Genomic DNA, 25,160 nt, shown 5'->3' with positions numbered 1-25,160 from the left:
ATCCCAAATCCCGTAGGAGTGAGGGGTGTCTTCACAGCGTGCGACCGAGGAAGTCGTCGAGCTCGTCAGCCAGCTGATCAGGTTCGACACCACCAACACGGGCGAGCCCGAAACCACGAAAGGCGAGGCAGAGTGCGCCAAATGGGTGGCGCGGCAGCTCGAGGATGTGGGATTCGCCACAGAGTACGTCGAGTCGGGTCGTCCGGGCCGCGGGAACGTCTTCGCGCGGCTCGCGGGGCCGCCTGATTCCGACCGCGGGGCGCTGCTGATCCACGCGCATCTCGACGTGGTCCCGGCCGAGCCGGCGGACTGGAGCGTGCACCCGTTCTCCGGTGCGGTGAAGGACGGCTACATCTGGGGCCGCGGTGCGGTCGACATGAAGGACATGGCCGGCATGGCGCTGGCCCTCGCGCGACAGTTCAAGCGCGACGGGACGGTCCCGCCCCGCGAGATCGTGTTCGCGTTCCTCGCCGACGAGGAGGCCGGCGGTGCATGGGGCTCCCACTGGCTCGTGGAGAACCGCCCGGATCTGTTCGAGGGCGTCACCGAGGCCGTCGGGGAGGTCGGCGGCTTCTCGCTGACCGTGGACCGCCCGGACGGCACCCAGAAGCGCCTGTACCTCGTCGAGACGGCCGAGAAGGGCCTCGGATGGATGCGGCTCGTCGCCGACGCCCAGGCCGGTCACGGCTCGTTCCTGCACTCCGACAACGCCGTCACCGAGGTGGCCGAGGCGGTCGCGCGCATCGGCCGCCACACCTTCCCGCTCGTCATGACCGACTCGGTGAGCCAGTTCCTCGCCGAGGTCAGTGCCGAGACCGGCCTGGACTTCGACCCCGGGTCACCCGACCTGGAGTCGTCGCTGTTCAAGCTCGGCAACCTGGCCCGCATCATCGGCGCGACCCTGCGCGACACCGCCAACCCGACGATGCTCAAGGCCGGCTACAAGGCGAACGTCATCCCGCAGAAGGCGGAGGCGGTCGTCGACTGCCGCGTCCTGCCGGGCCGGCAGAAGGCCTTCGAGCGGGAGATCGACGAACTCATCGGCCCCAACGTGCGCCGCGAGTGGATCACGCATCTCGACTCGTACGAGACCAGCTTCGACGGGCATCTCGTCGACGCGATGAACAACGCGATCCTCGCCCACGACGAGAACGGCAAGACCGTCCCGTACATGCTGTCCGCGGGCACCGACGCCAAGGCTTTCGCCAAGCTCGGCATCCGCTGCTTCGGCTTCGCGCCGCTGCAGCTGCCGCCGGATCTCGACTTCGCCGCGCTGTTCCACGGCGTGGACGAACGGGTCCCGGTGGACGCGGTCCTGTTCGGCACGAAGGTGTTCGAGCACTTCCTGCTGCACAGCTGAGCGCTCACCTAGAGTGAGCATCGGAATGTCCGAAGTGTGAAACGTGAGAAAGGTGAACCGATGCCGTCGTCCTTCGACCCGTACTCCCCGCTACCGAGCCTGCCGAGTTTCACGCTGACCTCGGAGAACCTGACCGACGGCGCGCAGCTGGCCAACGGTCAGGTCAGCGGGATCATGGGGGCGGGTGGCGAGGATCTCTCGCCGCAGCTGTCGTGGTCCGGATTCCCCTCGGAGACCAGGTCTTTCGCGGTCACCTGCTACGACCCCGATGCCCCGACGGCATCGGGCTTCTGGCACTGGGCGGTCGCCGACATCCCGGCATCGGTCACCAGCCTGCCGGAGGGCGCCGGTGACGAGGCCGGCTCCGGTCTCCCGGAGGGCGCCGTGACCTTGACCAACGACGCATCGTTGCGCCGCTACATCGGCGCCGCGCCGCCGCCCGGACACGGTCCGCACCGCTACTTCTTCGTCGTCCACGCCGTCGACGTCGAGTCGCTGAACCTGCCCGAGAACGCCACCCCGGCCTACCTCGGCTTCAACCTGTTCTCGCACGCGATCGCCCGCGCGACGATCATCGGCACCTATGAACAACCGGGCGAGAACGTCTGACCCTCGAGAAGTTCTCGTACGCACCTCGACAGAACAGAAGCGCCGGGCAGCTCGCCCGGCGCTTCTGCTGCGCTCTGCACGTGCGGACCCGGCGGTCAGGACTGTGCGCGCGCCGCGGAGCCGACCGCCTCGGCGATCGACGCGAAGCCGGCCGCGCGAACGCGCTCGGCCAGACCCGCGTTCAGCTGGTACAGCCACAGCGGTCCGCCGTAGATGAAGCCGGTGTACACCTGCAGCAGATCCGCGCCCGCGCAGATACGCTCCCACGCCTGGTCCACGGTCTCGATGCCGCCGACGCTGACGATCGCGATCCTGCCGCCCACGCGCCCGTAGAGGCGCCTGAGCACGGCGAGGGACCGCTCGGCCACCGGTGCGCCGGACAGGCCGCCCGCACCGATCGCCTCCACCTCGCCGGCCGGGGTGATCAGGCCGTCCCGCTTGATGGTGGTGTTGGTCGCCACGATGCCGGCCAGCCCGAGCTCCACGGCCAGGTCGGCGACCGCGTCGACGTCCTCGTCGGCGAGATCCGGGGCGATCTTCACCAGGACCGGCACGTGTACCTCGGCCTGCACGGCCTGCAGGATCGGCCGCAGCGAGTCGACGGCCTGCAGATCCCGCAGGCCGGGGGTGTTGGGCGAACTGACGTTGACGACCACGAAGTCCGACAGCGGGCCGAGCAGGTGGGCGGACAGCCGGTAGTCGTCGATCGCGTTCGCCAGCGGAACGACCTTGGTCTTGCCGATGTTCGCGCCGATCGGGATCGCCACCGGACCGCGTCGCACCTCGGCGAGATGCCTGGCCGCGACCGCCGAGCCCGGGTTGTTGAAGCCCATCCGGTTGATCAACGCCCGGTCGGCGGGCAGGCGGAACAGCCGCGGCTGCGGGTTGCCCGGCTGGGCCTGGCCGGTGATGGTGCCGACCTCGGCGAAACCGAAACCGAGCTGGCCCCATGCGTTCACGGCCCCGGCCGTCTTGTCGAACCCGGCCGCCAGGCCGATGGGTGCGGGGAAGTCCACCCCGAACACGCGGCTGCGCAGCACCGGATCGTGATGGGCGAGCAGCTTGGCCACCGGGTAGGACAGGACCGAGAACCTGCCGACGGCACGCAATGCCGCGAAGACGATGTGGTGGATGCGTTCCGGCGACACCAGGAACATCAGCTTGAGCAGCAGGGGATAGCACCACCGGTTGAGGGCGATCAGAACCTTGGTGGCGGTCGGGGTCTTCAGCATGCCTGGGCACTCCGAGGGTCGTGGCCGTCGTCGAGGTCGCCGGTCGAGAGCTCGCCGGCGGAGAGATCGCTGTCGAGGGGCCGGGCGCCGCGCGGCGGGCGGCGGCGCTTGAGCAGGACCTTGCGGGTCCCGTCGGAATAGAGGCGCACCCGGGACAGCTCCCAGCCGCCGAACTCCGCCTCGATCGCCAGCCGCATCGACGCGGTCACCCGCGTGACGTCGGGAGGAAGCCGCAACAGGATGCACTCGAAGTCCTCGGAGGTGACCTCCCATCCGCGCGGATAGCGCGAACCCAACCGGGCGAACGTGCGGGAATGGCGTGGTGGGAGGTGATGGGTCGGGCGACGATCAGAAGTCATCGTCACCGACCCGGCTCGGCAGGGCTGACACCCAATGGTGTGTCGGACTGCGGAACGACCTGCAGCAGGCCGTCGCGGGCGGACAGGACGTAGACCGTGCCCTTGTCGTCGACCGTGATCCGGTCGGGCTGGACGACGGATGCGAACCGCTGCTTCTCCGTGGGTTCGCCGTCGGCCAGGTCATACGCCACCACCTCGTTGTTGCCCGTCGTCGACACCCAGAGCACGTTGCGGGTGTCGTCGTAGTCTACGGCGTACGGGCCGTCGGCGACCGGATAGCGGAACCGCATGACCAGGGGCGACCCATAGAATCCGAGGATCTCGCCGTCGCGGGTGTTGGCCACGAGGATCCGCCCGAACCGGTCGACGGTCGACGTGGTGGCGCCGTTGCCGGCACGCAGCGCCGGCCCGGGGTCGCCGTCGGCCGGGTCGATCGGGGTCACCGAGGACTGCGCGCGGTCGAGGACGACGACCTGGCCGTCGAGGCCCTCCGCCGATGCGGGTGCCGCGGTCAGCGAGTCGACGCGGACGAACTCCCGCGCGTCGTGCTTCTTCTGGAAGTCCTCGTCGTAGATCAGGATACGGCCGTCGGAGGTGCCGACCACGATCTGCCCACCGGCCGCGCGGACGATCGCGGTCGGGGAGTCGGTGTCGAGGTCCCCGATCCGCACCTGGCCCGTGGCGTCGACGACGACCAGCGTGCCGGGGCCGGCCGCGAGGTAGCCGCCGTCGGCGTCGGGTGCCAGCGCGGTCAGGCCGGGCACGCCGATCGGCGTCGGCGGCGCGGTGATCGACGCGGTGTCATAGCGCAGCAGCTGGTTGCCGTCGGGGGAGACGACGGCAACGGTCGAGCCCGACGACGCGAGGGCACGGGCTCCGGCCGGTGCGGGCACGGTGGTGCCGACCGGATTCGACGCCGCCGGGGCCTCGACGGCGGTCGCGGGGCTCACCGTCGCTACGTCGGGGGTCCCGGAGTCGTCGGAGCCGCACGCCGTGATGATCGCCACACCCGCGGCGAGTGCGGCCGCCGCCGCGACGGGTCGCCGCAACCGTGCGAGACCTCTCGGGGGCTGGTGACGGGGGCGCGATCGTCTCGGCGAGTGCATGAATCCATCTTGCGCGACCGCCCGGACACGGTCGGCGGCCGGGTCGACGCGGTGAGGGGCGGGCGCCGATACCGATAGCATCGGGCGCCGTGACCGACACCATGACATGGACCCAGTCGATCGTCCTCGGGGCGTTGCAGGGTCTCACCGAGTTCCTGCCGATCTCGTCGTCCGGGCACCTGCGCATCGCCTCGGAGCTCATGTTCGGCGACGACGCGGGCGCCTCGTTCACCGCGGTCACCCAGCTGGGCACCGAGGCCGCCGTGCTGGTCTTCTTCGCCCGCGACATCGTGCGCATCATCGCCGCGTGGTTCCGCGGCCTGTTCGACGCCGGGCAGCGCAACCTCGACTACCGGATCGGCTGGTACGTGATCTTCGCGACCATTCCCATCGGGCTGATCGGTTATCTGTTCAAGGACCAGATCCGCACCACCGGCCGCAACCTGTGGCTGGTCGCGATCATGCTGATCGTCTTCGCCGGCGTGTTCTGGCTCGCCGAGCGGTACGGCAAGAAACAGCGGCCCCTCGACCGGCTGACCCTGCGTGACGGGCTCACCATGGGCGCCGCGCAGTGCCTCGCGCTCATCCCCGGCGTCTCCCGGTCGGGCGCCACGGCCAGCGCCGGACTGTTCCTAGGCCTCGAACGCGAGGCCGCGTTCCGGTTCTCGTTCCTGCTGGCCATCCCCGCGGTCACCGCGTCGGGCCTGTTCAGCCTGCCCGACGCGTTCAACCCGAGTGGCGAGGGCATGGAGGCCACCGGGCCGCAGCTGCTCGTGGCCACCCTGGTCGCGTTCGTCGTCGGGTACGCGGCGATCGCCTGGCTGCTGCGGTTCGTCAGCGCGCACTCGATGAACTGGTTCGGGGCCTACCGCGTGATCCTCGGCGTCGCGTTGCTCATCATGCTGTCGACCGGCTACATCCCGGCGACCTGACGTCGCAGGTGGGGCGGCCCCGCCCGCTCGCCGTGTGCGGGGTCTCCGTTCGCATGCCTAGAGTTGTGGAATGACCGTGATCCTTCTCCGGCACGGCCGTTCCACGGCGAACACCTCAGGCCTGCTCGCCGGTCGCAGCCCCGGAGTCCACCTCGACGACCGGGGCCGTGCACAGGCCGACGACCTGGTGAGCCGACTCGCCGACCACCTCGGCGAGATCCGGGCCGTGGCCCGTTCGCCGCTCGACCGCTGTGCGGAGACCGTCGCGCCGCTGCTGGCGGCGCTCGGGACCAACGGCGACCGGCCCCCGGAGATCGTCGTCGACGACCTGATCGAGGTCGACTACGGCGGCTGGACCGGCCGTCCCATCAAGGAACTCCTGGCCGAACCGCTGTGGAAGGTGGTGCAGCAGCAGCCGTCGGCGGCGGTGTTCCCCGACGGCGAGGGGCTGGCCGACGTGCAGGCGCGAGCGGTGCGTGCGATCCGCGAACTCGACCGTATCTACGGCGGGCCCGACGGCTCGGGTGTGTGGGTGGCCTGCTCGCACGGCGACGTCATCAAGTCGGTGATCGCCGACGCGATGGGCAGTCATCTGGACTCGTTCCAGCGCATCGTCGTCGAACCGGCGTCGATCAGCGTCATCCGCTACGGTTCGTCGCGTCCGTATGTCCACACCATCAACCACACCGCGAAGCTCTCGGTGCCCCGGCCGCGCCGCGAGGAGACCGGACCGGCGTCCGACGACGCGGTCGTCGGCGGTGAGACCGGCGCCGATTCCGGTGCATCTGCGACCATCCCGGCGCCGTCGGGATAATGAACACAACAGTCGAGGAGGTGTGATGTCCCGAGCGATCCACGTGTTCCGGAGTCCGGACCGGTTCATCGCCGGCACCATCGGGCAACCCGGTGACCGCACGTTCTACCTCCAGGCCGTCCACGAATCCCGCGTCGTCAGCGTGATGTTGGAGAAGCAGCAGGTCCAGATCCTGGCCGACCGCATCGGCGCGCTGCTCGACGAGATCCACCGCCGGTTCGGAACGCCGGTGCCGCCGCCCACCGATCGGGTCGGCGACCTGAGCCCGCTGGTGATGCCGGTCGACGCCGAGTTCCGCGTCGGCACCATGGGTCTCGGCTGGGACGCCGAATCGGAGGCGGTCGTCGTCGAACTCCTCGCCATCACCGAGGGCGAGTTCGACGAGAGCGTGGTCCTCGACGACACGGACGAGGGCCCCGACGCGGTGCGCGTGTTCCTGACCACCGCCGCGGCCCGCGAGTTCGCGGCGCGCTCGGCCAAGGTCATCTCCGCCGGCCGGCAACCGTGCCCGCTGTGCAACGAGCCGCTCGATCCGTCCGGGCACCTGTGTGTGCGCACCAACGGCTACAAGCGCGACGCGACGCTGAGCAAGTCGCTCGACTTCATCGACCCCGCGGTCTTCAACAGTCTTGCCACACAAGCCGATCCGAGTTTCTACGTCGACGACGAGGACGACGAGTCGGATGACGGTGACGACACGGGCGACGCCGGGCCCTCCGCGCGACCATGAGCCGGGGGCGCGGGCGGTGACGCCCCGGGAGGACGCGGCGCCGGACGACCCCGTCGCCGAAACGGTTTCCGATGCCGCCGTCCCGGAGGTCCTGCGTGAGGGCGAGCTGACCGTCCTGGGGCGGATTCCGTCGGCGAGCAACGCGACGCTGGTGTGCGATGCCGTCCTCGGCGAGACATCGATGCGGTGCGTCTACAAGCCGGTCCGCGGCGAGGTCCCGCTGTGGGACTTCCCGGACGGCACGCTCGCCGGGCGTGAGGTGGCGTCGTACCTGATCTCCGAGGCGCTCGGCTGGGGTGCGATCCCGACCACGGTGCACCGCGACGGGCCGGTGGGGCCGGGCATGGTGCAGCGCTGGATCGACACGCCGGACAACACCGACCATCCGCGCACCGACGACCGGCAGCCCCGGGTCGACCTGGTGGACCTGTGTCCCGCCGACACCGTCCCCACCGGATTCTTCGCGGTGCTGGAGGCCTACGACCACCGCGGCGAACCCGTCGTGCTCGTGCACGCCGACGATCCGCGCCTGCAACGGCTCGCCGTGCTCGACGTGGTGCTCAACAACGCCGACCGCAAGGGCGGACACGTCCTCGAGGGTCTCGACGGCGGCGTGTACGGCATCGACCACGGCATCTGCCTGCACTCCGAGGACAAGCTGCGCACGGTGCTGTGGGGCTGGGCGGGGGAGCCGGTGCCCGCGCACCTCGTCGCCGACGTCGCGACCCTCGTCGAACAGCTCGAGACCGGGTCGTCGGAACTCCGGGAACAGCTGCGGCAGCTCATCACCACCGACGAGATCGACGCGCTGACGCTTCGCGCGGCCGTGATCGCGGAGAACGCGACCATGCCCTTCCCACCTGGTCGCCGTCCCATTCCGTGGCCTCCCTTCTGAGCGCGGTCGACCACATCCGACCGGGCCCGAATCGGACAGCCCCGGAAAACCCCGCGCGTGTCGCGGGCAATACAGTGGACGCCATGCAGTCGTGGCCCGAAGTGGAACTCCCGGTGGTACCCGGCGGTGGACCCGCCCTCCGTCTCTTCGACACCGCCGACCGTGCCGTGCGCCCCGTGGCACCGGGACAAACGGCCACCATGTACGTCTGCGGGATCACCCCGTACGACGCCACCCACCTGGGCCACGCCGCCACCTACGTGACCTTCGACCTGATCAACCGCGTGCTGCGCGATCAGGGACACGACGTGCACTACGTGCAGAACGTCACCGACGTCGACGACCCGCTGTTCGAGCGCGCCGACCGCGACGGCGTGGACTGGCGCGACCTCGGCGCCCGCGAGACCCAGCTGTTCCGCGACGACATGACCGCGCTCCGCGTGCTCCCGCCCCGGGACTACGTCGGCGCCGTCGAGTCCATCGGCGAGGTCATCGAGGTCGTCGAGAAGCTCCTCGCCTCGGGCGCCGCCTACGTCGTCGACGACGCCGAGTACCCCGACGTCTACTTCCGGACCGACGCCACCGAGCAGTTCGGCTACGAGTCCGGCTACGACCGCGAGACCATGGCGCGCTTCTTCGCCGAACGCGGCGGCGACCCCGACCGTCCGGGCAAGCGCGACCCGCTCGACGCGCTGCTGTGGCGCGCGAAACGCGAGGGCGAGCCCTCGTGGGATTCGCCGTTCGGTCCGGGTCGCCCCGGCTGGCACATCGAGTGCTCGGCGATCGCGCTCAACCGCCTCGGCATCGAGTTCGACATCCAGGGCGGCGGCAACGATCTGATCTTCCCGCATCACGAGTTCTCCGCGGCCCACGGCGAGGCGCTCACCGACTCGCGTCGATTCGCACGGCACTACGTGCACACCGGCATGGTCGGCCTCGACGGCGAGAAGATGTCGAAGAGCCGCGGCAACCTGGTGTTCGTCTCCCGGCTGCGCGGCGACGGCGTCGACCCGGCCGCCATCCGCCTCGCGCTACTCGCCGACCACTACCGCGGCGACCGCATGTGGACGCAGGCCGTGCTCGACACCGCTGTCGAACGGCTCGGGCGCTGGCGCACCGCCTTCGCCGCGACGGCCGGACCCGACGCCGCCGACACCATCGCCCGCGTGCGGCAGCACCTCGCCGACGACCTCGACACCCCGAAGGCGCTCGCCGCCGTCGACGCGTGGTGTGAGGACGTCCGCACCGGCATAGGGTCGTCGACCGGCGCGCCGGCCGAGCTGGCCGCAGCCGTCGACGCCCTGCTCGGCATCCCGGCCACGCCGCAGGCCTGATCGCCGCGACGAGACTCTGGGTAAAGTGCTCTCGTGGCGCGTGTGCAAGAGATCCGACCTGACACGGACTCCGGGGTGTTCACCGTGGTCACCCGGACGTCCACGTATCTGCTCGACTTCGACGAGATGACGCTGTTGCGTGCTCCCGGCGTCGGGGGCACGGAGAGCGAGGAGTGGACGGTGAGCCGGCTGCGCCGCGACTCCGAGGACATCCCGCTGCTCGGGGTCAAGTCCTGCCGGCTGGGCGAATCCGCCCAGTTCTGGGTGCGCGCGGCCGACGACCCGGACGTTCGCACGTGGCGCATCACCACGCCGGTCGTCTCCATCGAGAAGATCGGCTGAGCTAGCCGCGGATCCGCTTGCGCAACGCGTTCAGCGCGTCGACGTAGAGCGCCGGCCGCTGTCGGTGGATGTCGTGTCCCGAGGGGATGCGGTCGATCAGCAGGCAATCCGGCATGAGCGTGTGCGCCCGGATCGCGTCGTCGGAGGTCATCGCGCCGAGCAGGACGCCGTCCTGCTGGTGGGTCGTCGCGTGTAGGAGCGTCGTGGGCACGAGGACCCGTCCGAGCGTCTCGGCCTGGTCGTAACCGGCGAGCCAGGCGCCGTCGTAGAACAGGTCCCCGTAGCGCAGGTCGTAGTCGCCCGTCCCGTCCTGCAGGCATGCGGTGAGCGCGATCGCGCGGTTGAGCGTCGGCGGCAGCCACCACAGCTTGGGGAGCACGTGCGGATCGCGGTCGAGGCGTCTCTCCACCGGCCCGCGGACGAGCCTGTTCCACGCGCGGTCGCCGAACATCGTCCGCAGGTGGCTGTTGCGGAGCCAGAACCGGGTCCAGCCGGCCGCGTCGGTCGATGACGCGGCCTCGAGGTACCGGTGGATGTTGCGGAAGGTGTCGCGCCAGGCGTAGGTCGCCCGTGCGCGGTCGGGTTCGGTCCCGAAGAACGGCGCATCCTCGATCAGCACGGCCTGCACGCGGTCGGGGAAGTCGGCCGCCAGACACGTCGCCAGGAGTCCGCCCGAGCAATGGCCCGCCACGACCACCGGTTCACCGATGACGTTCTCGACGAACCAGGCCAGCGCCCGGGTCTGCGGCAACGCCGGATAGAGCGCCGGCTCCTTGGCCGACGCCCCGTGACCGAAACAGTCGACCGCGAACACGTGCCAGTCGCGGGTCAGCGCGCCCAGCACCGCGGCGTAGTCCGCCCACGACACCTGCTGGCCGTGGACGAGCAGCAGCGCCGGACCGCGGCGCGGACCCTCCCCGTAGCCGATGACGGCACCGTCGGGCATGCCGACGGCACGCGCGTGCATCCCGCTCGACGCGAGCCGGGCGGCCTCGCGGGTGTCGTAGGTGAGATTGCGTGCGGCGTACATCGCCGTGCCGGCTCCGAGTGCGGCGACGCCCGCCGCGAGCCCGGCGCCGGCCCGTCGCCCCGCCGTCGACCGGTGGCCGCTCAACCTCCGAACGGCCCCTGTCCGCGACGACGCAGATAGCGCTCGAACTCGGCGGCCAGCGCGTCCCCGTCGATCTTCGCCATCACCTCGTCGGGATCGAGCTCGGCGTCGCCGCGCTCCTCCAGGCCGCGGACGTACTCGGCGATCTCCTCGTCGTCCTCGGTCATCTCGGTGACCGCGCGCTCCCACTCCTCGGCCTGCTCGGGCAGCGTGCCGAGCGGCACCTCGATGTCGAGGACCTCCTCGACCCGGGTCAGCAGGGCGACGGTCGCCTTCGGGTTCGGCGGCGTGGACACGTAATGCGGAACCGCGGCCCAGAACGACACGGCCGGCACGCCCGCCTGGACGAAGAGGTCCTGCAGCACGCCGGTGATCCCGGTCGGACCCTCGTAGCGGCTCTCCGTCAGGTGGTAACGGGCGGCCGTCTCACTGCTGTACGCCGACCCGGTCACGGGGACCGGACGGGTGTGCGGGGTGTCGGCGAGGAGCGCACCGAGCATGACCGTCGTCTCGACCTCGAGGCGCTGGGCGAGTTCGACGATCTCGGCGCAGAAGGCGCGCCAGCGCATGTTCGGCTCGATGCCGCGTACCAGCACGATGTCGCGGTCGGCGCCGCGCGGGCTGCAGTAGGAGACGGAGGTGGTGGGCCATTCGATGCGCCGGGTCACGCCGTCGATCAGCTTGATGGTGGGCCGGTTGACCTGGAAGTCGTAGTATTCATCGGAGTCGATGTCGACGAGCGGTACGGCGTCCCACTCGAGTGCGAGATGCTCGACCGCGCTGCTGGCGGCGTCCCCGGCGTCATTCCATCCCTCGAAGGCTGCGAGCAGAATGGGTCTGCGCAGCCGGGGAAGGTTGGACATCTGCTCAGCGTTCACCGAACCAGCCTACGACCGAACACGCAGAGAGGGCGAACTACGCTGTCAACCATGTCCTTCGAAAACTCCGGCCACCGACCGCCCGACTTCGACACGACGTTCATGTCGGCGATGTCGCGGCGCGTCCTGATCGGTGACGGGGCGATGGGGACGATGCTGCAGGCCGCGGACCTGACCCTCGACGACTTCCGTGGCCTCGAGGGTTGCAACGAGATCCTCAACGACACCCGTCCCGACGTGCTCGAGGGCATCCATCGTGCCTACTTCTCGGCCGGCGCCGACGCGGTGGAGACCAACACCTTCGGCTGCAACCTGTCCAACCTCGGTGACTACGACATCGCCGACCGCATCCGCGAGCTGTCCTACAAGGGCACCGCGATCGCGCGCGGCGTCGCCGACGAGATGGGCAAGACCGCCGACGGGTTCGACCGGTATGTGCTGGGTTCGATCGGTCCGGGTACCAAGCTGCCGAGCCTCGGACACACGACCTTCGCCGCGATCCGCGACGCCTACCTCGAATGCGTCATCGGCATGCTCGACGGCGGCGCCGACGCGGTGCTCATCGAGACCTCCCAGGACCTTCTGCAGGTGAAGGCCGCCGTCATCGCCGCCAAGCGCGCGATGGACCGGGTCGGCCGCCGCATCCCGATCATCACCCACGTCACCGTGGAGACCACCGGCACGATGCTGCTCGGGTCGGAGATCGGCGCCGCGCTCGCCGCGATCGAGCCGCTCGGCGTCGACGTGATCGGCCTGAACTGCGCCACCGGCCCCGCCGAGATGAGCGAGCACCTGCGTTACCTGTCCAAGCACGCGCGGATCCCGGTGTCGGTGATGCCGAACGCCGGCCTGCCGGTGCTCGGCCCCAACGGCGCCGAGTACCCGCTGACCCCCGAGGAGCTGTCCGAGGCGCTCGCGCAGTTCGTCGGCGAGTTCGGCCTGCAGTTCGTCGGCGGTTGCTGCGGCACCACGCCCGAGCACATCCGACAGGTCGCGGAGGCGGTCGCCGAGGTCACCCCGACCACTCGCAACCCCGAGCACATTCCGGAGACCTCGTCGCTGTACACGGCGGTGCCATTCGACCAGGACGCCAGCTTCCTCGTCATCGGCGAGCGGACGAACACCAACGGTTCCAAGGCATTCCGCGAGGCGATGATCGCCGGCGACTACCAGAAGTGCCTGGACATCGCGAAGGACCAGACCCGCGACGGCGCCCACATGCTCGACCTCAACGTCGACTACGTGGGCCGCGACGGCGCCGCCGACATGACCGAGCTGGCCCGCCGCTTCGCGACGTCGTCGACGCTGCCGATCATGCTGGACTCGACCGAGCCGGAGGTCATCCGCGCCGGTCTCGAGACGCTGGGCGGCCGTTGCGCGGTGAACTCGGTGAACTACGAGGACGGCGACGGCCCGGACTCGCGGTTCCACAAGATCATGGAGCTCGTCGTCGAGCACGGCGCGGCGGTCGTCGCGCTGACCATCGACGAGGAGGGCCAGGCCCGCACCGCGGACTGGAAGGTGCGCGTCGCCGAGCGTCTCATCGCCGACATCACCGGCAACTGGGGCCTCGCCGAAGAGGACATCATCATCGACACCCTGACCTTCCCGATCTCCACGGGTCAGGAGGAGGTGCGGCGCGACGGCATCGAGACCATCGAGGCGATCCGCCGGCTCAAGCAGGCGCACCCGGACGTCCACTTCACGCTCGGCATCTCGAACATCTCGTTCGGCCTGAATCCCGCTGCGCGTCAGGTCCTCAACTCCGTGTTCCTGCACGAGTGCGTGCAGGCGGGTCTCGACACCGCGATCGTGCACGCCTCGAAGATCCTGCCGATGGCCCGCATCCCCGAGGAGCACCGTCAGGTCGCGCTCGACCTCGTCTACGACCGTCGTCGTGAGGGCTACGACCCGCTGCAGAAGCTCATGCAGCTCTTCGAGGGTGTGTCCGCGGCGTCGGCGCGCGAGTCGCGTGCGCAGGAACTGGCGAGGCTGCCGCTGTTCGAGCGTCTGGAACGGCGCATCGTCGACGGCGAGCGCGACGGCCTGACCGACGACCTCGACGAGGCGATGACGCAGGTGCCGCCCCTGGAGATCATCAACGAGACGCTGCTGTCGGGCATGAAGACCGTCGGCGAGTTGTTCGGCTCCGGACAGATGCAGCTGCCGTTCGTGCTGCAGTCCGCCGAGGTGATGAAGGCCGCGGTGGCACACCTCGAACCGCACATGGAGTCGACCGGTGAGGACGGGAAGGGCCGCATCGTGCTCGCGACCGTCAAGGGCGACGTGCACGACATCGGCAAGAACCTCGTCGACATCATCCTGTCGAACAACGGCTACGAGGTCGTCAACATCGGCATCAAGCAGCCGATCTCGACGATCCTCGAGGTGGCCGTGGACAAAAAGGCCGACGTCATCGGTATGTCGGGGCTGCTGGTGAAGTCGACCGTCGTGATGAAGGAGAACCTCGAGGAGATCAACTCCCGGGGCCTCGCCGACGAGTACCCGGTCCTGCTCGGCGGTGCCGCGCTGACGCGCACCTACGTCGAGAACGACCTGTCCGAGGTCTACGAGGGCGACGTGCACTACGCACGGGATGCCTTCGAGGGTCTGCGCCTGATGGACGAGATCATGGCCCGCAAGCGTGGCGAGGGCCCGGATCCGGACAGCGAGGAGGCCAAGGCCGCCGCCGCCAAGGCCGCCGAGCGCAAGGCGCGTCACGAACGGTCCAAGCGGATCGCGGAGAAGCGCAAGGCCGCCGAGACCCCGGTCGAGGTGCCGGCACGCTCGGACGTGGCCGCCGACAACGAGATCCCCACGCCACCGTTCTGGGGGACCCGGATCGTCAAGGGCATCCCGGTCGCCGACTACCTGCAGTTCCTCGACGAGCGTGCGCTGTTCCTCGGCCAGTGGGGCCTGCGCGGCGCCCGCGGTGGCGAGGGCCCGTCGTATGAGGAGCTCGTCGAGACGGAGGGCCGTCCGCGGCTGCGGTACTGGATCGATCGCCTCGCGACCGAGAACATCCTGCAGCACGCCGCGGTGGTGTACGGCTACTTCCCGGCTGTCAGCGAGGGCAACATCGTCCATGTGCTCGCCGAGGCCGACCCCGACGCCGAGGTGGTCCACAGTTTCGAGTTCCCGCGTCAGCAGCGGTCGCGTTTCCTGTGCATCGCGGACTTCATCCGGTCCCGCGACGCGGCCCGCGAGGCCGGCCGCGTCGACGTGATGCCGTTCCAGCTGGTGACCATGGGCCAGCCGATCGCGGACTTCGCCAACAAGCTGTTCGCCGAGAACGCATACCGCGACTACCTCGAGGTCCACGGCATCGGCGTGCAGTTGACCGAGGCGCTCGCCGAGTACTGGCACCAGCGGGTGCGCAGCGAACTGCGGTTCGACGATCGCAGCGTGGCCGCCGAGGACCCGGATCATCCGCAGGGCTTCTTCGACCTCGAATACCGCGGTGCGCGTTTCTCGTTCGGCTACGGCGCCTGCCCGAACCTCGAGGACCGCGCCAAGATGGTCGCGCTGCTCGAGCCCGAGCGCATCGGCGTCGAGTTGTCCGAGGAGTTGCAGCTGCATCCGGAGCAGTCCACCGACGCCTTCGTGCTGCATCACCCCGAGGCCAAGTACTTCAACACCTGATCTGGCGGCGGTGAGCACCATGGGAGTGATCGAACGGTCGCAGGGGCCGGTCCGGATCATCGGAATCGACCGGCCGGATCGTCGCAATGCCGTCGACCGGGCGACCGCGGAGGCACTCGCCGAAGCGTTCCGCCGGTTCGACGCCGACGGGTCGGCGTCGGTCGCCGTCCTCTACGGCGAGGGCGGGACCTTCTGTGCCGGGGCCGATCTCAAGGCCATCGCCGAAGGCGATGCCAACCGGGTGGAGTTCGACGGCGACGGTCCGATGGGTCCGACGCGGATGAAGCTGTCCAAGCCGGTGATCGCCGCGATCTCCGGTCACGCCGTCGCGGGCGGCCTCGAGTTGGCGCTGTGGGCCGACCTGCGCGTCGCCGACGAGGACGCCGTGTTCGGGGTGTTCTGCCGGCGGTGGGGTGTGCCGCTCATCGACGGCGGCACGGTCCGGTTGCCGCGGCTGATCGGCGAGAGCCGTGCGATGGACCTCATCCTCACCGGCCGCCCCGTCTCCGCCGACGAGGCCCTGCGGATCGGTCTGGCGAATCGGGTGGTCCCGTCCGGCACCGCCCTCGACGCCGCCGTCGAGATCGCCGAACAGATCGCCGCGTTCCCGCAGACCTGCCTGCGCGAGGACCGGGCGTCGGTGCGCGAGCAGCACGGCATGGACGTCGACTCGGCGATGGTCAACGAACTCCACCACGGGATGGTGTCCCTGAAGGCCGACACCGTGGCCGGCGCAACACGTTTCGCCGGGGGAGCGGGCCGCCACGGCACCTTTTCGCCCTGAGGTGCGGACGCCGCGCCCTGGACCACCAGATGGTTGTAGATCTACGATGGTTGTATGTCTGCAACCAACCCGGCGCGCGCCGGCACCCCGACGGCGACCGAGGTCTGGTTCACGATGAACAGCCTGGTCCGGGACCAGTCGCGGGAGTCGCGAGCCCGGATCACCGAGGTCATCGACATCCCGTTCAGCCGGTTCCGCGCGCTGCGTCGCGTCGCGGTGCAGCCGATGACCCAGCGTGAGCTCGCGCAGCGGATGGGCGTCGACAAATCGGCGATGAGCGGGATCGTCGACGATCTCGTCGAACACGGGCTCGTGACCCGTGAGGACGACCCGGACGACCGTCGCTGCCGGCGCGTCACCATCACCGAGGCGGGCCGGCGGGTGGTCACCGCGGTGACCGACAATCCGGCCACCGCGCCGGACATGTTCGACGCCCTCACCGACGCCGAGCTCCGGCAACTCGCGGGACTGCTCGAGAAGCTCCGCCGGGCGGCGGAGTCGTGAACGGCGCGGTGTCCGCACTCCATGCCCGATCCGCAGGCGGCACCCTGACCCGCCGCGACCGGGTCGTCATCCTCGCGACGTGCTGTCTGAGCCTGTTCATCGTCGGACTCGACGTCTCCGCGTTGAACGTCGCCATCCCGTCCATCGGTCACGACCTCGACGCCACCGAGTCGCAACTGCAGTGGGTGCTCGACTCGTACGCACTCGTGATCGCGAGCCTGCTGATCTTCGGCGGCACGCTCGGCGACCGCTTCGGCCGCAAGCGGATCTTCCGTGTGGGCCTGCTGGTCTTCGGGGTGGCGTCGGTTCTCTGTTCGCTCGCGCCCAGCGCCGAGTTCCTCATCGGCGCCCGCATGGTGCAGGCGATCGGCGGATCGATGCTGAACCCGGTCGCGCTGGCGATCGTCACCAACGTGTTCGTCGACCCGCGGGAGCGGGCACAGGCGATCGGCGTGTGGGGCACGGCCTTCGGTCTGAGCATGGCGTTCGGCCCGGTGGTGGGTGGCGCGCTCGTCTCCGGGATCGGCTGGGAGGCCATCTTCTGGCTCAACGTGCCGGTCTGCCTTCTCGCGCTCGCACTCACCACTCGGTTCGTCCCCGAGTCCCGCGCCGAACACGCACGACGCGCCGACCCGGTCGGGCAGGTGCTGGTCCTCGCCTTCCTCGCGACCCTCACCTTCGCGATCATCGAGGGCCGTCCGCTCGGCTGGACGTCGCCGACGGTGCTCGGCTGCTTCGCGGTCTCCGCGGTCGCGCTCGTCGTTCTGGTCTGGTACGAGAACCGCCGCGACGAACCGCTGCTCGACCCGCGGTTCTTCGGCAGCGCGCCCTTCACCAGCGCCGTCGCATGCGCGGTGATCGCCTTCGCCGCGACGGGCGGATTCCTGTTCCTCAACACGCTGTACCTGCAGGAGGTGCGCGGGCTGTCGCCGATGAACGCGGGCCTGATGACCCTCCCGATGGCCGCCGCATCGGTCGTCTGCGCACCCATCGCGGGTCGCCTGGTGGGCAACCGCGGCACGCGGTTGCCGATGATGGTCGGCTCGTTCGCCACCATCGCCGGGTCGCTGATGCTCATCGGCCTGGGCGACGACACCTCGTATGTCTACGTCGGTGCATCGTATCTGGTCTTCGGCCTGGGCTTCGGGTTCCTCAACGCGCCGATCACCAACGGCGCCGTGTCCGGCATGCCCCGCACCCAGGCGGGTCTAGCCTCTGCGATGGCGTCGACCGGGCGACAGGTCGGCACCGCGCTCGGCGTGGCCGTGTTCGGCGCGATCGCGTTCGCCGGGATCGACGGCCCGATCGCCGAAGGCCTGTCCGGCGCGGCGCGGCCCGTGTGGATCGCGATGGCGGTGTGCGGGGTCATCCTCGCGGTGATCGTCTACGTCTCCACGGGCGAGTGGGGCCGTGCCACCGCGGAACGCACCCGGACGCGAATCGAGTCGACCACCGGGGCCTGGAAGGCCTGATCGTCAGGCGGATTCGGTCGCGCCCTCGCGCAACGGGTCGGCCCCGGTGTGCGATCGCCACCACTGCGCGATCCGCCGGGCCACCACCTGCGGTGTCCGGCTCCAGCCGAGATGCGTCGCGTTTCCCTCGGGGGGACAGAGGGAGTCGTCGTACACCCAGCGGGTCAGGGCGTCCTGCGCGAAGGCCGTCTCGAAAGCGGCCGCGGCGGGATCGGTGACGAGTTCGTCGTCCCCGAGCCGGACCATGAGCGTCGGCACGCGGACCGAACCGTCGAGATCGAAGGGCGGACGTCCGGTCAGCACCATTCGCGCCCATTGCCGCATGAGCGTGCGCGGTGTCGGACCCGCGAATCCCTGTCTCGGCCAATGACCGACGACGGCGCCGATCGGCGCGACCGAGGCGGCGAGCGCCGCGAACGGCACGGCGCGGACCCCGTAGAACCGGAACCACGGCACCGATGCGCCGATCGCGACGATGCCGTCCGGCGCCGCACCGGACCGCTGTGCCGCCAGCGCGGCGAGCTGGGCGCCGAGGCTGTGCCCGATCACGACGACCGGTCCGCCGGTGGCCGCCCGGGATTCGGCGACGGACGCGGCGAGATCGTCCGCCTCGTCCTCATATGACCAGTCGGTGCCGCGCGACGGCGGGGGAGACCCCTCTTCGAGCCCGCGTCGCGGTACGAGCCGGACGTCGAATCCGTCGTCGGTCAGTGCCTCCGAGAATCGCCGGTACACCCGTGCCGGCACGCCCATCGCCGGGGAGATCACCGCGGTTGGCGTTCGGTTCTCGCTCGCGTGGTCCATGTCCACAGGGTGACGAGTGACGGTGCGACACGCCACTACCCGTCAGGTAGTGGTTTGAGAATGCCGGAATCCGGTAATCGTCCGGTCATGTCCGATGTGAGTGACTTCTCCGGCACCTGCGAGCGGATCGCGAAGGCCGTCCTCGACCGCGACGAGCACATCGCCGTCGCCGAGTCCCTGACCGGCGGCAACCTGGCCAGCGAGCTGAGCAAGGCCCCGCAGGCCGGGACCTGGTTCCGCGGCGGGGTCATCGCCTATCACCCGGACGTCAAGTACTCGCTGCTCGAGGTGCCGGAGGGGCCCGTCGTCAGCGAGGCCGCCGCGCGTTCGATGGCCGCTGCCACCGCCCGGCTCTTCGACGCCGAGATCGTCGTCGCGGTGACCGGCGAGGCCGGGCCCGAACCCGACGAGGCGGCGCCCGGCACGGTCTGGTTCGGGCTCGATCACCGCGGCCGGGTGAGCGCGACCCGCAAGGAGTTCGACGGTGAACCCGAGGAGGTGCTCGCACAGACGATCGGGTACGCCCTCGAACTGATCGAGGGCTGTCTACGATGACGCCATGACCGTCGAGGTGGGGGCGTTGCTGCGGCAGTGGCGTTCCCGGCGCTCGATCAGCCAGCTCGACCTCGCCTACGCGGTCGGGGTGTCGCCCAAGCACCTCAGCTTCGTCGAGACCGGCAAGTCCCGACCCGGCCCGGAGTTGCTCGACGCCCTCGCCGAAAAGCTGGACATCCCTCTGCGCGAACGCAATTCGCTTCTCGTTGCCGCCGGGCACGCGCCGCGCTACACCGAGGAGCCGCTCGATGCCGAGACGATGGCACGGGTGCGCGCCCAGATCGTCCGTCTGCTCGACGCCCACCAACCGAATCTCGGCGTCGCACTGGATCGGACGTGGAACGTCGTGCTGGCCAACGACACCGCGGTCGGCTTCTTGGGCCTGTTGCCGGAGGAATTCCAGGCCGCGCCGGTCAACCTGTTCCGGGTGTCGCTGCATCCCGACGGCTTCGCGAAGCTGACGCACAACTTCGACGAGTGGGGCGGCTACCTCGTCGACCTCCTGCGACGGATGGCCCGCATCACCGGCGACGAGCGGCTGCTCGCGCTCGAGCGGGAGGTGTCGGCGTACGAGACCGTCGTCGGGCTCGACGAGCGCCGGGTGGCGGGGGAGCGGCCGCACGATCCGTCCCGGCTGCTGGTGCCGTTCGAGATCGTGCTGGGCGAGCAGAAGCTGTCGTTCTTCACCACCCTGACCACCTTCGGGTCACCGCGCGACGTCACTCTCGAGGAGCTGACCATCGAGCTCTTCTACCCGGCGGACGAGCCGACCGAGGAGTGGGTTGCGATGATGCAGGGGTGACCGACGCAGTCCTCGCTCCCTCCCGACTCCCCGCCGCCGTCCTCTGGGACATGGATGGCACCCTGCTCGATTCCGAGCCGATCTGGGAGATCGCGGTGCGTGAGCTCGCCGAACGCCACGGCATCGAGTTGACGCCACAGCTGCGCGAGTCGACGCTCGGCAACGCGCTGCCCGACGCGCTGGCGAAACTCCACGACGCCGTCGGCCTCGCGCCGGAGGACCGCGACCCGGCCGCCGACGGGCGCTGGACCCTCGACCGGGTGACCGAGCTCTTCGGCGACGGACTGCCGTGGCGACCGGGTGCGCTCGAGGCGCTGGAGCTGGTCGCCGGCGCGGGAATCCCGATGGTGCTGGTGACCAACACCGTGCGTGAGGTGGCCGACGTTGCCCTGGAGACCATCGGACGGCACCGGTTCACCGCCACGGTGTGCGGTGACGAGGTCGCCGTCGGCAAACCGGCCCCGGATCCGTACCTGCGGGCCGCGGAACTCGTCGGCGCCTCGACCGCCGACTGTCTCGCGGTGGAGGACTCGCCGACCGGTGCGCAGGCGGCGACGACGGCCGGGGTGCCCACGCTGGTCGTGCCGTCGGCGGCCCCCGTCGAGCCCGGCCCGCTGCGTGTGTTCCGCCACACGCTGGTGGGTCTGAGCATCGAGGAGGTCACCGAGGCATGGACCGGCGGGCTCGCGCATATCGCCACATGCAAAAATGGTGACTCGTGAAGACATTCGAGGAGCTGTTCGCCGAACTCAGCGAGAAGGCCGCGACCCGTCCCGAGGGATCGGGTACCATCGCCGCGCTCGACTCGGGTGTGCACACTCTCGGCAAGAAGATCATCGAAGAGGCCGGTGAGGTGTGGTTGGCCGCCGAACACGAATCCGACGATTCGCTCGGTGAGGAGATCTCGCAGCTCCTGTACTGGTTGCAGGTCATGATGATCAAGCGGGGCCTCGAGCTGGAGGACGTGTACCGACATCTGTGACCGGAGGACCCGGCCGCAACGTCACCCGTACGTCACTCCGCTCAGCTGAGTGCAATCCCACGAAAAGGACATCGAAATGTTGCGAGTTGCCGTGCCCAACAAGGGTGCGCTCTCCGAATCCGCGTCGGCCATCCTGCTCGAGGCCGGCTATCGCAAGCGGTCCGACTCCAAGGACCTGACCGTTCTCGACAACAACAACGACGTCGAGTTCTTCTTCCTCCGCCCCAAGGACATCGCGATCTACGTCGCGTCCGGTCGTCTCGATCTCGGCATCACCGGCCGTGACCTGGCCCTCGACTCCGGCGCGGCCGTCGACGAGCAGCTCGCCATGGGCTTCGGTTCCTCGACCTTCCGATACGCGGCGCCCGCCGACCAGGAGTGGACCGTCGCCGACCTCGCGGGCAAGCGCATCGCCACGTCGTACCCGAACCTGGTCCGCGGCGACCTCGACGCCCGCGGCATCAGCGCCGAGATCATCCGCCTCGACGGCGCGGTCGAGATCTCGATCCAGCTCGGTGTCGCCGACGCCATCGCCGACGTCGTCGGCTCCGGCCGCACCCTTCGTCAGCACGGGCTCGCCGCCTTCGGCGAGAGCCTCTGCAACTCCGAGGCCGTGCTCATCTCGCGCCGCGATGCCGACCTCACCAAGGCCGAGAAGCAGTTCATCGCCCGCGTCCAGGGCGTGGTCTTCGGTCAGCAGTACGTGATGATCGACTACGACTGCCCGCGCGCCCTCCTCGACAAGGCGTCGGCGATCACCCCGGGCATCGAGTCCCCGACGGTCGCGCCGATGGCCGACCCCGACTGGGTTGCCGTGCGTGCGATGGTCCCGCGCAAGGACCACCAGAACCTCATGGACGCCCTGAGCGACCTCGGCGCGCGGGCGATCCTGGCGACCGACATCCGGTCCTGCCGCTTCTGACGCAGCGCTTCGGCGCAGGGGGAAGGGGCCACGTCCCCCGGCCCGTGGACGTGGCCCCTTCCCGTCTGCAGGTCTGCATCGTCGTGTTCGGTCGTCAGCCGACCGCGTTCAGCATGACCGTCTGCGCCGACCGCCCGATGTACCCGGTCGTGTCGTAGAGGTCGCCGAGGGTCGCGCCGAAGCCGTCCGGGCCGGCGACCATGTGCGCGTCGATCCCCACCCACGGTCCGCTCGGAACCCGGGTGAGGTGCACGGTGGTGTCGGTGTTCATCCACGACCACTGGTTCGGACGCAGTCGGGTGCCCAGGCCGTTGGCGACGTCGATGACGGTGAAGATCGACTCGAGGTCGCTGGTCTTCTCGCCGTCGACGAGGGGGATCGCCGGGCGCAGCCACACCGCCGGGGTCTGCCCGTAGCGGCCCTCGGTCCGTGCCGACTCGACGGTGCCGATGAAGCCGAGCGTGCCCCAGTCGACGGCCTCGCCGCTGTCGTCGGGGAAGCCGATCTGCGTCTCGAGCTCATCCGGCAGCGGGGTCAGCGGAGCCGGCCCGTTGGCGATCTCGGAGGTGTCCTTGGCGCGGATCCGCCAGCCGACCGACCGGGCCGCCGTCCGGAAGGACCCGTCGGCCTGCTGCACGTCGAGTTCGGTCTCCACCAGGCTGATCTGCCGGCCGGGACGGGCGACGCGGGCGTGGATCCGGTTGACGCCCAGTCCGATCGGACCGAGGATCTCGGTCGTCACGCGGGTGAGGTGCTGGCCGGGATCGGGTGCGCAGCGCAACAGCGACCGCATCATCAGCGCCGACGGGGGACCGCCGTGCTGCATCTGATCAGACCAGACGCTCAGTGTCGCGGGGGTCGGACGGAAGTATTCGTAGGTCGCCGCCGGGTCGGTGTCCGGGCCGGTGTTCGCCGATGCCGGGGCCTCGACGGGTTCGTAGTACGCCTTCTCCACGACGCCAGCCTATGACAATCTGCATAGTCCGTCACCCGGGGGTGGCCGCGCTCCCGGGCGCGGCCTCGAACCCGGGCGGCGGCCCCGGATAGGGCGGGACCCGCCCGCCGAACTCCGGGCACCGCACCTTGTGCTCGCAGAACCGGCAGAGCCCGGACCTCTTCGGCCGGAAGTCGCCCGACGCGACGGCGGTGCGGATCGCCTGCCAGATGGCCCGCAGCGTCCGCTCGAAGCGCAGCAGTTCCTCGCGGTCGGGGTGGTACACGAGCTGCTGGCCGTCGGCTAGGTACATCAGTTGTAACCGCGCCGGCACCACGCCGCGGGTCCGCAGGATCGCCAGCGCGTAGAACTTCATCTGGAACAGGGCCTTGGCCTCGTACGCCTCGCCGGGGGAGCGACCGGTCTTGTAGTCGACGACCCGAATCTCACCCGTCGGCGCGATATCGATGCGGTCGATGAAGCCGCGCATCAACATGTCGTCGGCCTCGATCTCCACGTGCTCCTCGACCGCCGCGGCGTCGAAGGCGGTCGGGTTCTCCATCGTGTAGTACGTCGCGATGAGCTTGTGGGCGCCGGCGATGAACGCCTCCTCGCTGCCATCTCCGATCACCTGTGCGAGCTCCGGGTCGGCCTCGCAGAGGGCCGCCCACGCACCCTCCACCAGCAGCTCGGCCGATTCCTGTGTGCGCAGTTCGGCGGGCAGGTCGAAGAGGTTCTCCAGCGCGGCGTGGACGACGGTGCCGCGGGTCTGCGCGGGTGTGGGGGTCTCCGGGAAGCGGTCGATGGCCCGGTAGCGGTAGAGCAGCGGGCACTGCTTGAAATCCGAGGCCCGCGACGGCGACAGCGCGAGCGGCCGTCCGACGATGCCGCGGCGGCCGGGCTCCTCGACGGAGGCTGCGGACGAAGCGACCGACGACGGGGCGGGGTCCGGGGACGGTCCCGTCGCGGGGGTGTCGGTGCCGGTCATCGTGCTCACGTCTCGCACATTAGGCCCCGCTCCCGACAGTTCGCGTCTCCGACGCGCGATCCGGACACAACCGCCGGTCGGGTATCGTCCTGACCGCCCATCTCCGCACCCTTTGTCCACCCCACTGTCCACTCCACGAGAGGAACCATCAGTGCCCACCACCGGACCGTTCGTCGTCGGCGACCGAGTGCAGCTGACCGATGCGAAAGGTCGCAAGTTCACGGTGCACCTCGAGGAGGGCAAGCTCTTCCACACCCACCGCGGCGCCATCGCCCACGACGACCTCATCGGCGCCCCCGAGGGCAGCATCGTCTCGGCCACCAGCGGCACCCAGTACCTGGCGCTGCGCCCGCTGCTCGTCGACTATGTGCTGTCGATGCCGCGCGGCGCCCAGGTGATCTACCCCAAGGACTCCGCGCAGATCGTGATGGAGGGCGACATCTTCCCGGGCGCCCGCGTCCTGGAGGCCGGTGCCGGCTCCGGGGCGCTGACCTGCTCGCTGCTGCGCGCGGTCGGCTCCGGCGGGCAGGTCGTCTCCTACGAGATCCGCGAGGACCACGCCGAGCACGCCGTCCGCAATGTGGATACCTTCTTCGGCGGCCGCCCGGAGAATTGGACGCTCGTCGTCGACGACCTCGTCAACATCGACACCGAGGAGCGCTTCGACCGCATCGTCCTCGACATGCTCGCACCCTGGGACACGCTCGATGTGGTCCGCACGGTGTTGAAACCAGGCGGGGTCTTGACGGTGTATGTGGCCACCGTCACGCAGCTCTCCCGCGTCGTCGAAGCGCTGCGCGACCAGGAGTGCTGGACCGAGCCCCGCGCCTGGGAGACCCTGTTGCGCGAGTGGTCCGCGGTCGGCCTGGCCGTGCGTCCGGAGCACAAAATGCAAGGCCACACCGCGTTTCTGATCACCGCCCGGCGTCTCGCCGACGGCACCACCACGCTGCGGCCCCAGCGCCGCCCCACACGCGGCTGAGCCGAACATCCTCCGCGCCGCGAAGATCGCGATTACGTTGCGAGTACGCACATTTAACACACCGTCAACACCGTCGATCGCGGGGTG

General features: G+C 69.8%; 26 protein-coding genes. 18 read left to right on the top strand and 8 right to left on the bottom strand.

The genetic code is table 11. From position 1 onward, the window contains the following. Nucleotides 1-25 precede the first annotated feature (25 nt). Nucleotides 26-1,360 carry a M20/M25/M40 family metallo-hydrolase gene (locus ABFT43_RS19905; RefSeq protein ID WP_347962025.1) on the top strand — a complete coding sequence of 445 codons (1,335 nt, stop codon included), beginning with the start codon at nt 26-28 and terminating at the stop codon, nt 1,358-1,360. Nucleotides 1,361-1,420: 60 nt separating this feature from the next. Then, nucleotides 1,421-1,969, top strand: coding sequence for a YbhB/YbcL family Raf kinase inhibitor-like protein (locus tag ABFT43_RS19900; RefSeq protein WP_347962024.1), 549 nt, complete (start codon nt 1,421-1,423; stop codon nt 1,967-1,969). 95 nt (nt 1,970-2,064) lie between these two features. Here the strand turns inward: ABFT43_RS19900 and ABFT43_RS19895 are convergent, their stop codons facing one another. From ABFT43_RS19895 to ABFT43_RS19885, 3 genes are read right to left on the bottom strand one after another with little or no spacing between them, the layout of a single operon-like run. After that, nucleotides 2,065-3,201 (bottom strand): quinone-dependent dihydroorotate dehydrogenase, encoded by a 1,137-nt coding sequence (locus ABFT43_RS19895; RefSeq protein ID WP_347962023.1) that lies wholly within the window; start codon nt 3,199-3,201, stop codon nt 2,065-2,067. Next, nucleotides 3,195-3,560: a DUF5703 family protein gene (locus ABFT43_RS19890; RefSeq protein WP_347962022.1), complete on the bottom strand. Its 366-nt coding sequence runs from the start codon at nt 3,558-3,560 to the stop codon at nt 3,195-3,197. Before ABFT43_RS19890 ends, ABFT43_RS19895 begins: the two co-directional genes overlap by 7 nt. A gap of 2 nt (nt 3,561-3,562) precedes the next feature. Beyond that, the gene (locus ABFT43_RS19885) at nt 3,563-4,609 is read right to left on the bottom strand and encodes an outer membrane protein assembly factor BamB family protein (protein WP_347962021.1); all 1,047 of its coding nucleotides are present in this window, start codon (nt 4,607-4,609) and stop codon (nt 3,563-3,565) included. A gap of 146 nt (nt 4,610-4,755) precedes the next feature. Between ABFT43_RS19885 and ABFT43_RS19880 the strand changes: the two genes are divergently transcribed. The 6 genes from ABFT43_RS19880 (at nt 4,756) to ABFT43_RS19855 (ending at nt 9,713) form a co-directional block, all read left to right on the top strand. Continuing rightward, nucleotides 4,756-5,598 carry an undecaprenyl-diphosphate phosphatase gene (locus ABFT43_RS19880; protein WP_347962020.1) on the top strand — a complete coding sequence of 281 codons (843 nt, stop codon included), beginning with the start codon at nt 4,756-4,758 and terminating at the stop codon, nt 5,596-5,598. Between the two features lie 70 nt (nt 5,599-5,668). Beyond that, nucleotides 5,669-6,412 carry an MSMEG_4193 family putative phosphomutase gene (locus ABFT43_RS19875; RefSeq protein WP_347962019.1) on the top strand — a complete coding sequence of 248 codons (744 nt, stop codon included), beginning with the start codon at nt 5,669-5,671 and terminating at the stop codon, nt 6,410-6,412. 25 nt (nt 6,413-6,437) lie between these two features. Beyond that, nucleotides 6,438-7,142, top strand: a complete 705-nt coding sequence (locus tag ABFT43_RS19870) for a DUF3090 domain-containing protein (RefSeq protein WP_347962018.1) — start codon at nt 6,438-6,440, stop codon at nt 7,140-7,142. A 16-nt stretch (nt 7,143-7,158) separates the two neighbouring features. After that, on the top strand, nt 7,159-8,037 hold the full coding sequence (locus ABFT43_RS19865) for an SCO1664 family protein (RefSeq protein WP_457590195.1): 879 nt from the start codon (nt 7,159-7,161) through the stop codon (nt 8,035-8,037). An 83-nt stretch (nt 8,038-8,120) separates the two neighbouring features. Further along, nucleotides 8,121-9,371: a cysteine--1-D-myo-inosityl 2-amino-2-deoxy-alpha-D-glucopyranoside ligase gene (gene mshC / locus ABFT43_RS19860; protein WP_347962016.1), complete on the top strand. Its 1,251-nt coding sequence runs from the start codon at nt 8,121-8,123 to the stop codon at nt 9,369-9,371. Between the two features lie 33 nt (nt 9,372-9,404). Next, complete coding sequence (locus tag ABFT43_RS19855; protein WP_006899457.1) at nt 9,405-9,713, top strand: hypothetical protein; 309 nt, start codon at nt 9,405-9,407, stop codon at nt 9,711-9,713. 1 nt (nt 9,714) lies between these two features. Here the strand turns inward: ABFT43_RS19855 and ABFT43_RS19850 are convergent, their stop codons facing one another. Together ABFT43_RS19850 and ABFT43_RS19845 are read right to left on the bottom strand one after the other, a co-directional pair. Then, nucleotides 9,715-10,827, bottom strand: a complete 1,113-nt coding sequence (locus tag ABFT43_RS19850) for an alpha/beta hydrolase (protein WP_347962015.1) — start codon at nt 10,825-10,827, stop codon at nt 9,715-9,717. Further along, complete coding sequence (locus ABFT43_RS19845; protein ID WP_347962014.1) at nt 10,824-11,702, bottom strand: PAC2 family protein; 879 nt, start codon at nt 11,700-11,702, stop codon at nt 10,824-10,826. Before ABFT43_RS19845 ends, ABFT43_RS19850 begins: the two co-directional genes overlap by 4 nt. A gap of 51 nt (nt 11,703-11,753) precedes the next feature. Between ABFT43_RS19845 and metH the strand changes: the two genes are divergently transcribed. Genes metH through ABFT43_RS19825 form a run of 4 tightly spaced genes read left to right on the top strand, consistent with a single transcriptional unit; the run spans nt 11,754 to nt 18,104 of the window. Next, on the top strand, nt 11,754-15,344 hold the full coding sequence (gene metH, locus ABFT43_RS19840) for a methionine synthase (RefSeq protein WP_347962013.1): 3,591 nt from the start codon (nt 11,754-11,756) through the stop codon (nt 15,342-15,344). Between the two features lie 19 nt (nt 15,345-15,363). Further along, on the top strand, nt 15,364-16,128 hold the full coding sequence (locus tag ABFT43_RS19835; protein ID WP_347962043.1) for a crotonase/enoyl-CoA hydratase family protein: 765 nt from the start codon (nt 15,364-15,366) through the stop codon (nt 16,126-16,128). Between the two features lie 54 nt (nt 16,129-16,182). Next, the gene (locus tag ABFT43_RS19830; RefSeq protein WP_347962012.1) at nt 16,183-16,632 is read left to right on the top strand and encodes a MarR family winged helix-turn-helix transcriptional regulator; all 450 of its coding nucleotides are present in this window, start codon (nt 16,183-16,185) and stop codon (nt 16,630-16,632) included. Beyond that, nucleotides 16,629-18,104: an MFS transporter gene (locus ABFT43_RS19825; protein ID WP_347962011.1), complete on the top strand. Its 1,476-nt coding sequence runs from the start codon at nt 16,629-16,631 to the stop codon at nt 18,102-18,104. Before ABFT43_RS19830 ends, ABFT43_RS19825 begins: the two co-directional genes overlap by 4 nt. Before the next feature lie 3 nt (nt 18,105-18,107). Here the strand turns inward: ABFT43_RS19825 and ABFT43_RS19820 are convergent, their stop codons facing one another. Further along, nucleotides 18,108-18,908 (bottom strand): alpha/beta fold hydrolase, encoded by an 801-nt coding sequence (locus tag ABFT43_RS19820; RefSeq protein WP_347962010.1) that lies wholly within the window; start codon nt 18,906-18,908, stop codon nt 18,108-18,110. Between the two features lie 87 nt (nt 18,909-18,995). Here ABFT43_RS19820 and ABFT43_RS19815 point away from each other — a divergent pair, with 87 nt between their 5' ends. The 5 genes from ABFT43_RS19815 to hisG all read left to right on the top strand — a co-directional run bounded on the left by ABFT43_RS19815 (nt 18,996) and on the right by hisG (nt 22,169). After that, nucleotides 18,996-19,463, top strand: coding sequence for a CinA family protein (locus tag ABFT43_RS19815; RefSeq protein ID WP_347962009.1), 468 nt, complete (start codon nt 18,996-18,998; stop codon nt 19,461-19,463). Nucleotides 19,464-19,467: 4 nt separating this feature from the next. After that, nucleotides 19,468-20,265: a helix-turn-helix transcriptional regulator gene (locus tag ABFT43_RS19810; RefSeq protein WP_347962008.1), complete on the top strand. Its 798-nt coding sequence runs from the start codon at nt 19,468-19,470 to the stop codon at nt 20,263-20,265. After that, nucleotides 20,262-20,987 carry an HAD family hydrolase gene (locus ABFT43_RS19805; protein WP_347962007.1) on the top strand — a complete coding sequence of 242 codons (726 nt, stop codon included), beginning with the start codon at nt 20,262-20,264 and terminating at the stop codon, nt 20,985-20,987. The genes ABFT43_RS19810 and ABFT43_RS19805 overlap by 4 nt, the downstream gene beginning before the upstream one ends. Further along, nucleotides 20,984-21,247, top strand: a complete 264-nt coding sequence (locus tag ABFT43_RS19800; RefSeq protein WP_347962006.1) for a phosphoribosyl-ATP diphosphatase — start codon at nt 20,984-20,986, stop codon at nt 21,245-21,247. The genes ABFT43_RS19805 and ABFT43_RS19800 overlap by 4 nt, the downstream gene beginning before the upstream one ends. Nucleotides 21,248-21,323: 76 nt before the next feature. Further along, nucleotides 21,324-22,169 carry an ATP phosphoribosyltransferase gene (gene hisG / locus ABFT43_RS19795; protein WP_347962005.1) on the top strand — a complete coding sequence of 282 codons (846 nt, stop codon included), beginning with the start codon at nt 21,324-21,326 and terminating at the stop codon, nt 22,167-22,169. 94 nt (nt 22,170-22,263) lie between these two features. Here hisG and ABFT43_RS19790 read toward each other — a convergent pair whose 3' ends face one another. Together ABFT43_RS19790 and ABFT43_RS19785 are read right to left on the bottom strand one after the other, a co-directional pair. Then, nucleotides 22,264-23,124: a thioesterase family protein gene (locus tag ABFT43_RS19790; protein WP_347962004.1), complete on the bottom strand. Its 861-nt coding sequence runs from the start codon at nt 23,122-23,124 to the stop codon at nt 22,264-22,266. 31 nt (nt 23,125-23,155) lie between these two features. Next, nucleotides 23,156-24,091, bottom strand: coding sequence for a RecB family exonuclease (locus ABFT43_RS19785; RefSeq protein WP_347962042.1), 936 nt, complete (start codon nt 24,089-24,091; stop codon nt 23,156-23,158). A gap of 151 nt (nt 24,092-24,242) precedes the next feature. On the opposite strand from ABFT43_RS19785, the gene ABFT43_RS19780 reads away from it, so the two are divergent. Further along, nucleotides 24,243-25,073, top strand: coding sequence for a tRNA (adenine-N1)-methyltransferase (locus ABFT43_RS19780; protein ID WP_347962003.1), 831 nt, complete (start codon nt 24,243-24,245; stop codon nt 25,071-25,073). Nucleotides 25,074-25,160: the final 87 nt, after the last annotated feature.

The organism is Gordonia aurantiaca (genome assembly GCF_039939235.1).
GTDB lineage: Bacteria > Actinomycetota > Actinomycetes > Mycobacteriales > Mycobacteriaceae > Gordonia.
Note: the sequence above shows the minus strand (reverse complement) of the source record. Positions and strands in the feature narration are given on the sequence as shown.

Coding starts and splice junctions, on each gene's coding strand:
- ABFT43_RS19895 (WP_347962023.1), bottom strand. CDS start 3,201: ATGCTGAAGACCCCGACCGCCACCAAGGTTCTGATCGCCCTCAACCGG.
- metH (WP_347962013.1), top strand. CDS start 11,754: ATGTCCTTCGAAAACTCCGGCCACCGACCGCCCGACTTCGACACGACG.
- ABFT43_RS19820 (WP_347962010.1), bottom strand. CDS start 18,908: ATGGACCACGCGAGCGAGAACCGAACGCCAACCGCGGTGATCTCCCCG.
- hisG (WP_347962005.1), top strand. CDS start 21,324: ATGTTGCGAGTTGCCGTGCCCAACAAGGGTGCGCTCTCCGAATCCGCG.
- ABFT43_RS19870 (WP_347962018.1), top strand. CDS start 6,438: ATGTCCCGAGCGATCCACGTGTTCCGGAGTCCGGACCGGTTCATCGCC.
- ABFT43_RS19875 (WP_347962019.1), top strand. CDS start 5,669: ATGACCGTGATCCTTCTCCGGCACGGCCGTTCCACGGCGAACACCTCA.
- ABFT43_RS19830 (WP_347962012.1), top strand. CDS start 16,183: ATGTCTGCAACCAACCCGGCGCGCGCCGGCACCCCGACGGCGACCGAG.
- mshC (WP_347962016.1), top strand. CDS start 8,121: ATGCAGTCGTGGCCCGAAGTGGAACTCCCGGTGGTACCCGGCGGTGGA.
- ABFT43_RS19890 (WP_347962022.1), bottom strand. CDS start 3,560: ATGACTTCTGATCGTCGCCCGACCCATCACCTCCCACCACGCCATTCC.
- ABFT43_RS19835 (WP_347962043.1), top strand. CDS start 15,364: ATGGGAGTGATCGAACGGTCGCAGGGGCCGGTCCGGATCATCGGAATC.
- ABFT43_RS19815 (WP_347962009.1), top strand. CDS start 18,996: ATGTCCGATGTGAGTGACTTCTCCGGCACCTGCGAGCGGATCGCGAAG.
- ABFT43_RS19810 (WP_347962008.1), top strand. CDS start 19,468: ATGACCGTCGAGGTGGGGGCGTTGCTGCGGCAGTGGCGTTCCCGGCGC.
- ABFT43_RS19785 (WP_347962042.1), bottom strand. CDS start 24,091: ATGACCGGCACCGACACCCCCGCGACGGGACCGTCCCCGGACCCCGCC.
- ABFT43_RS19900 (WP_347962024.1), top strand. CDS start 1,421: ATGCCGTCGTCCTTCGACCCGTACTCCCCGCTACCGAGCCTGCCGAGT.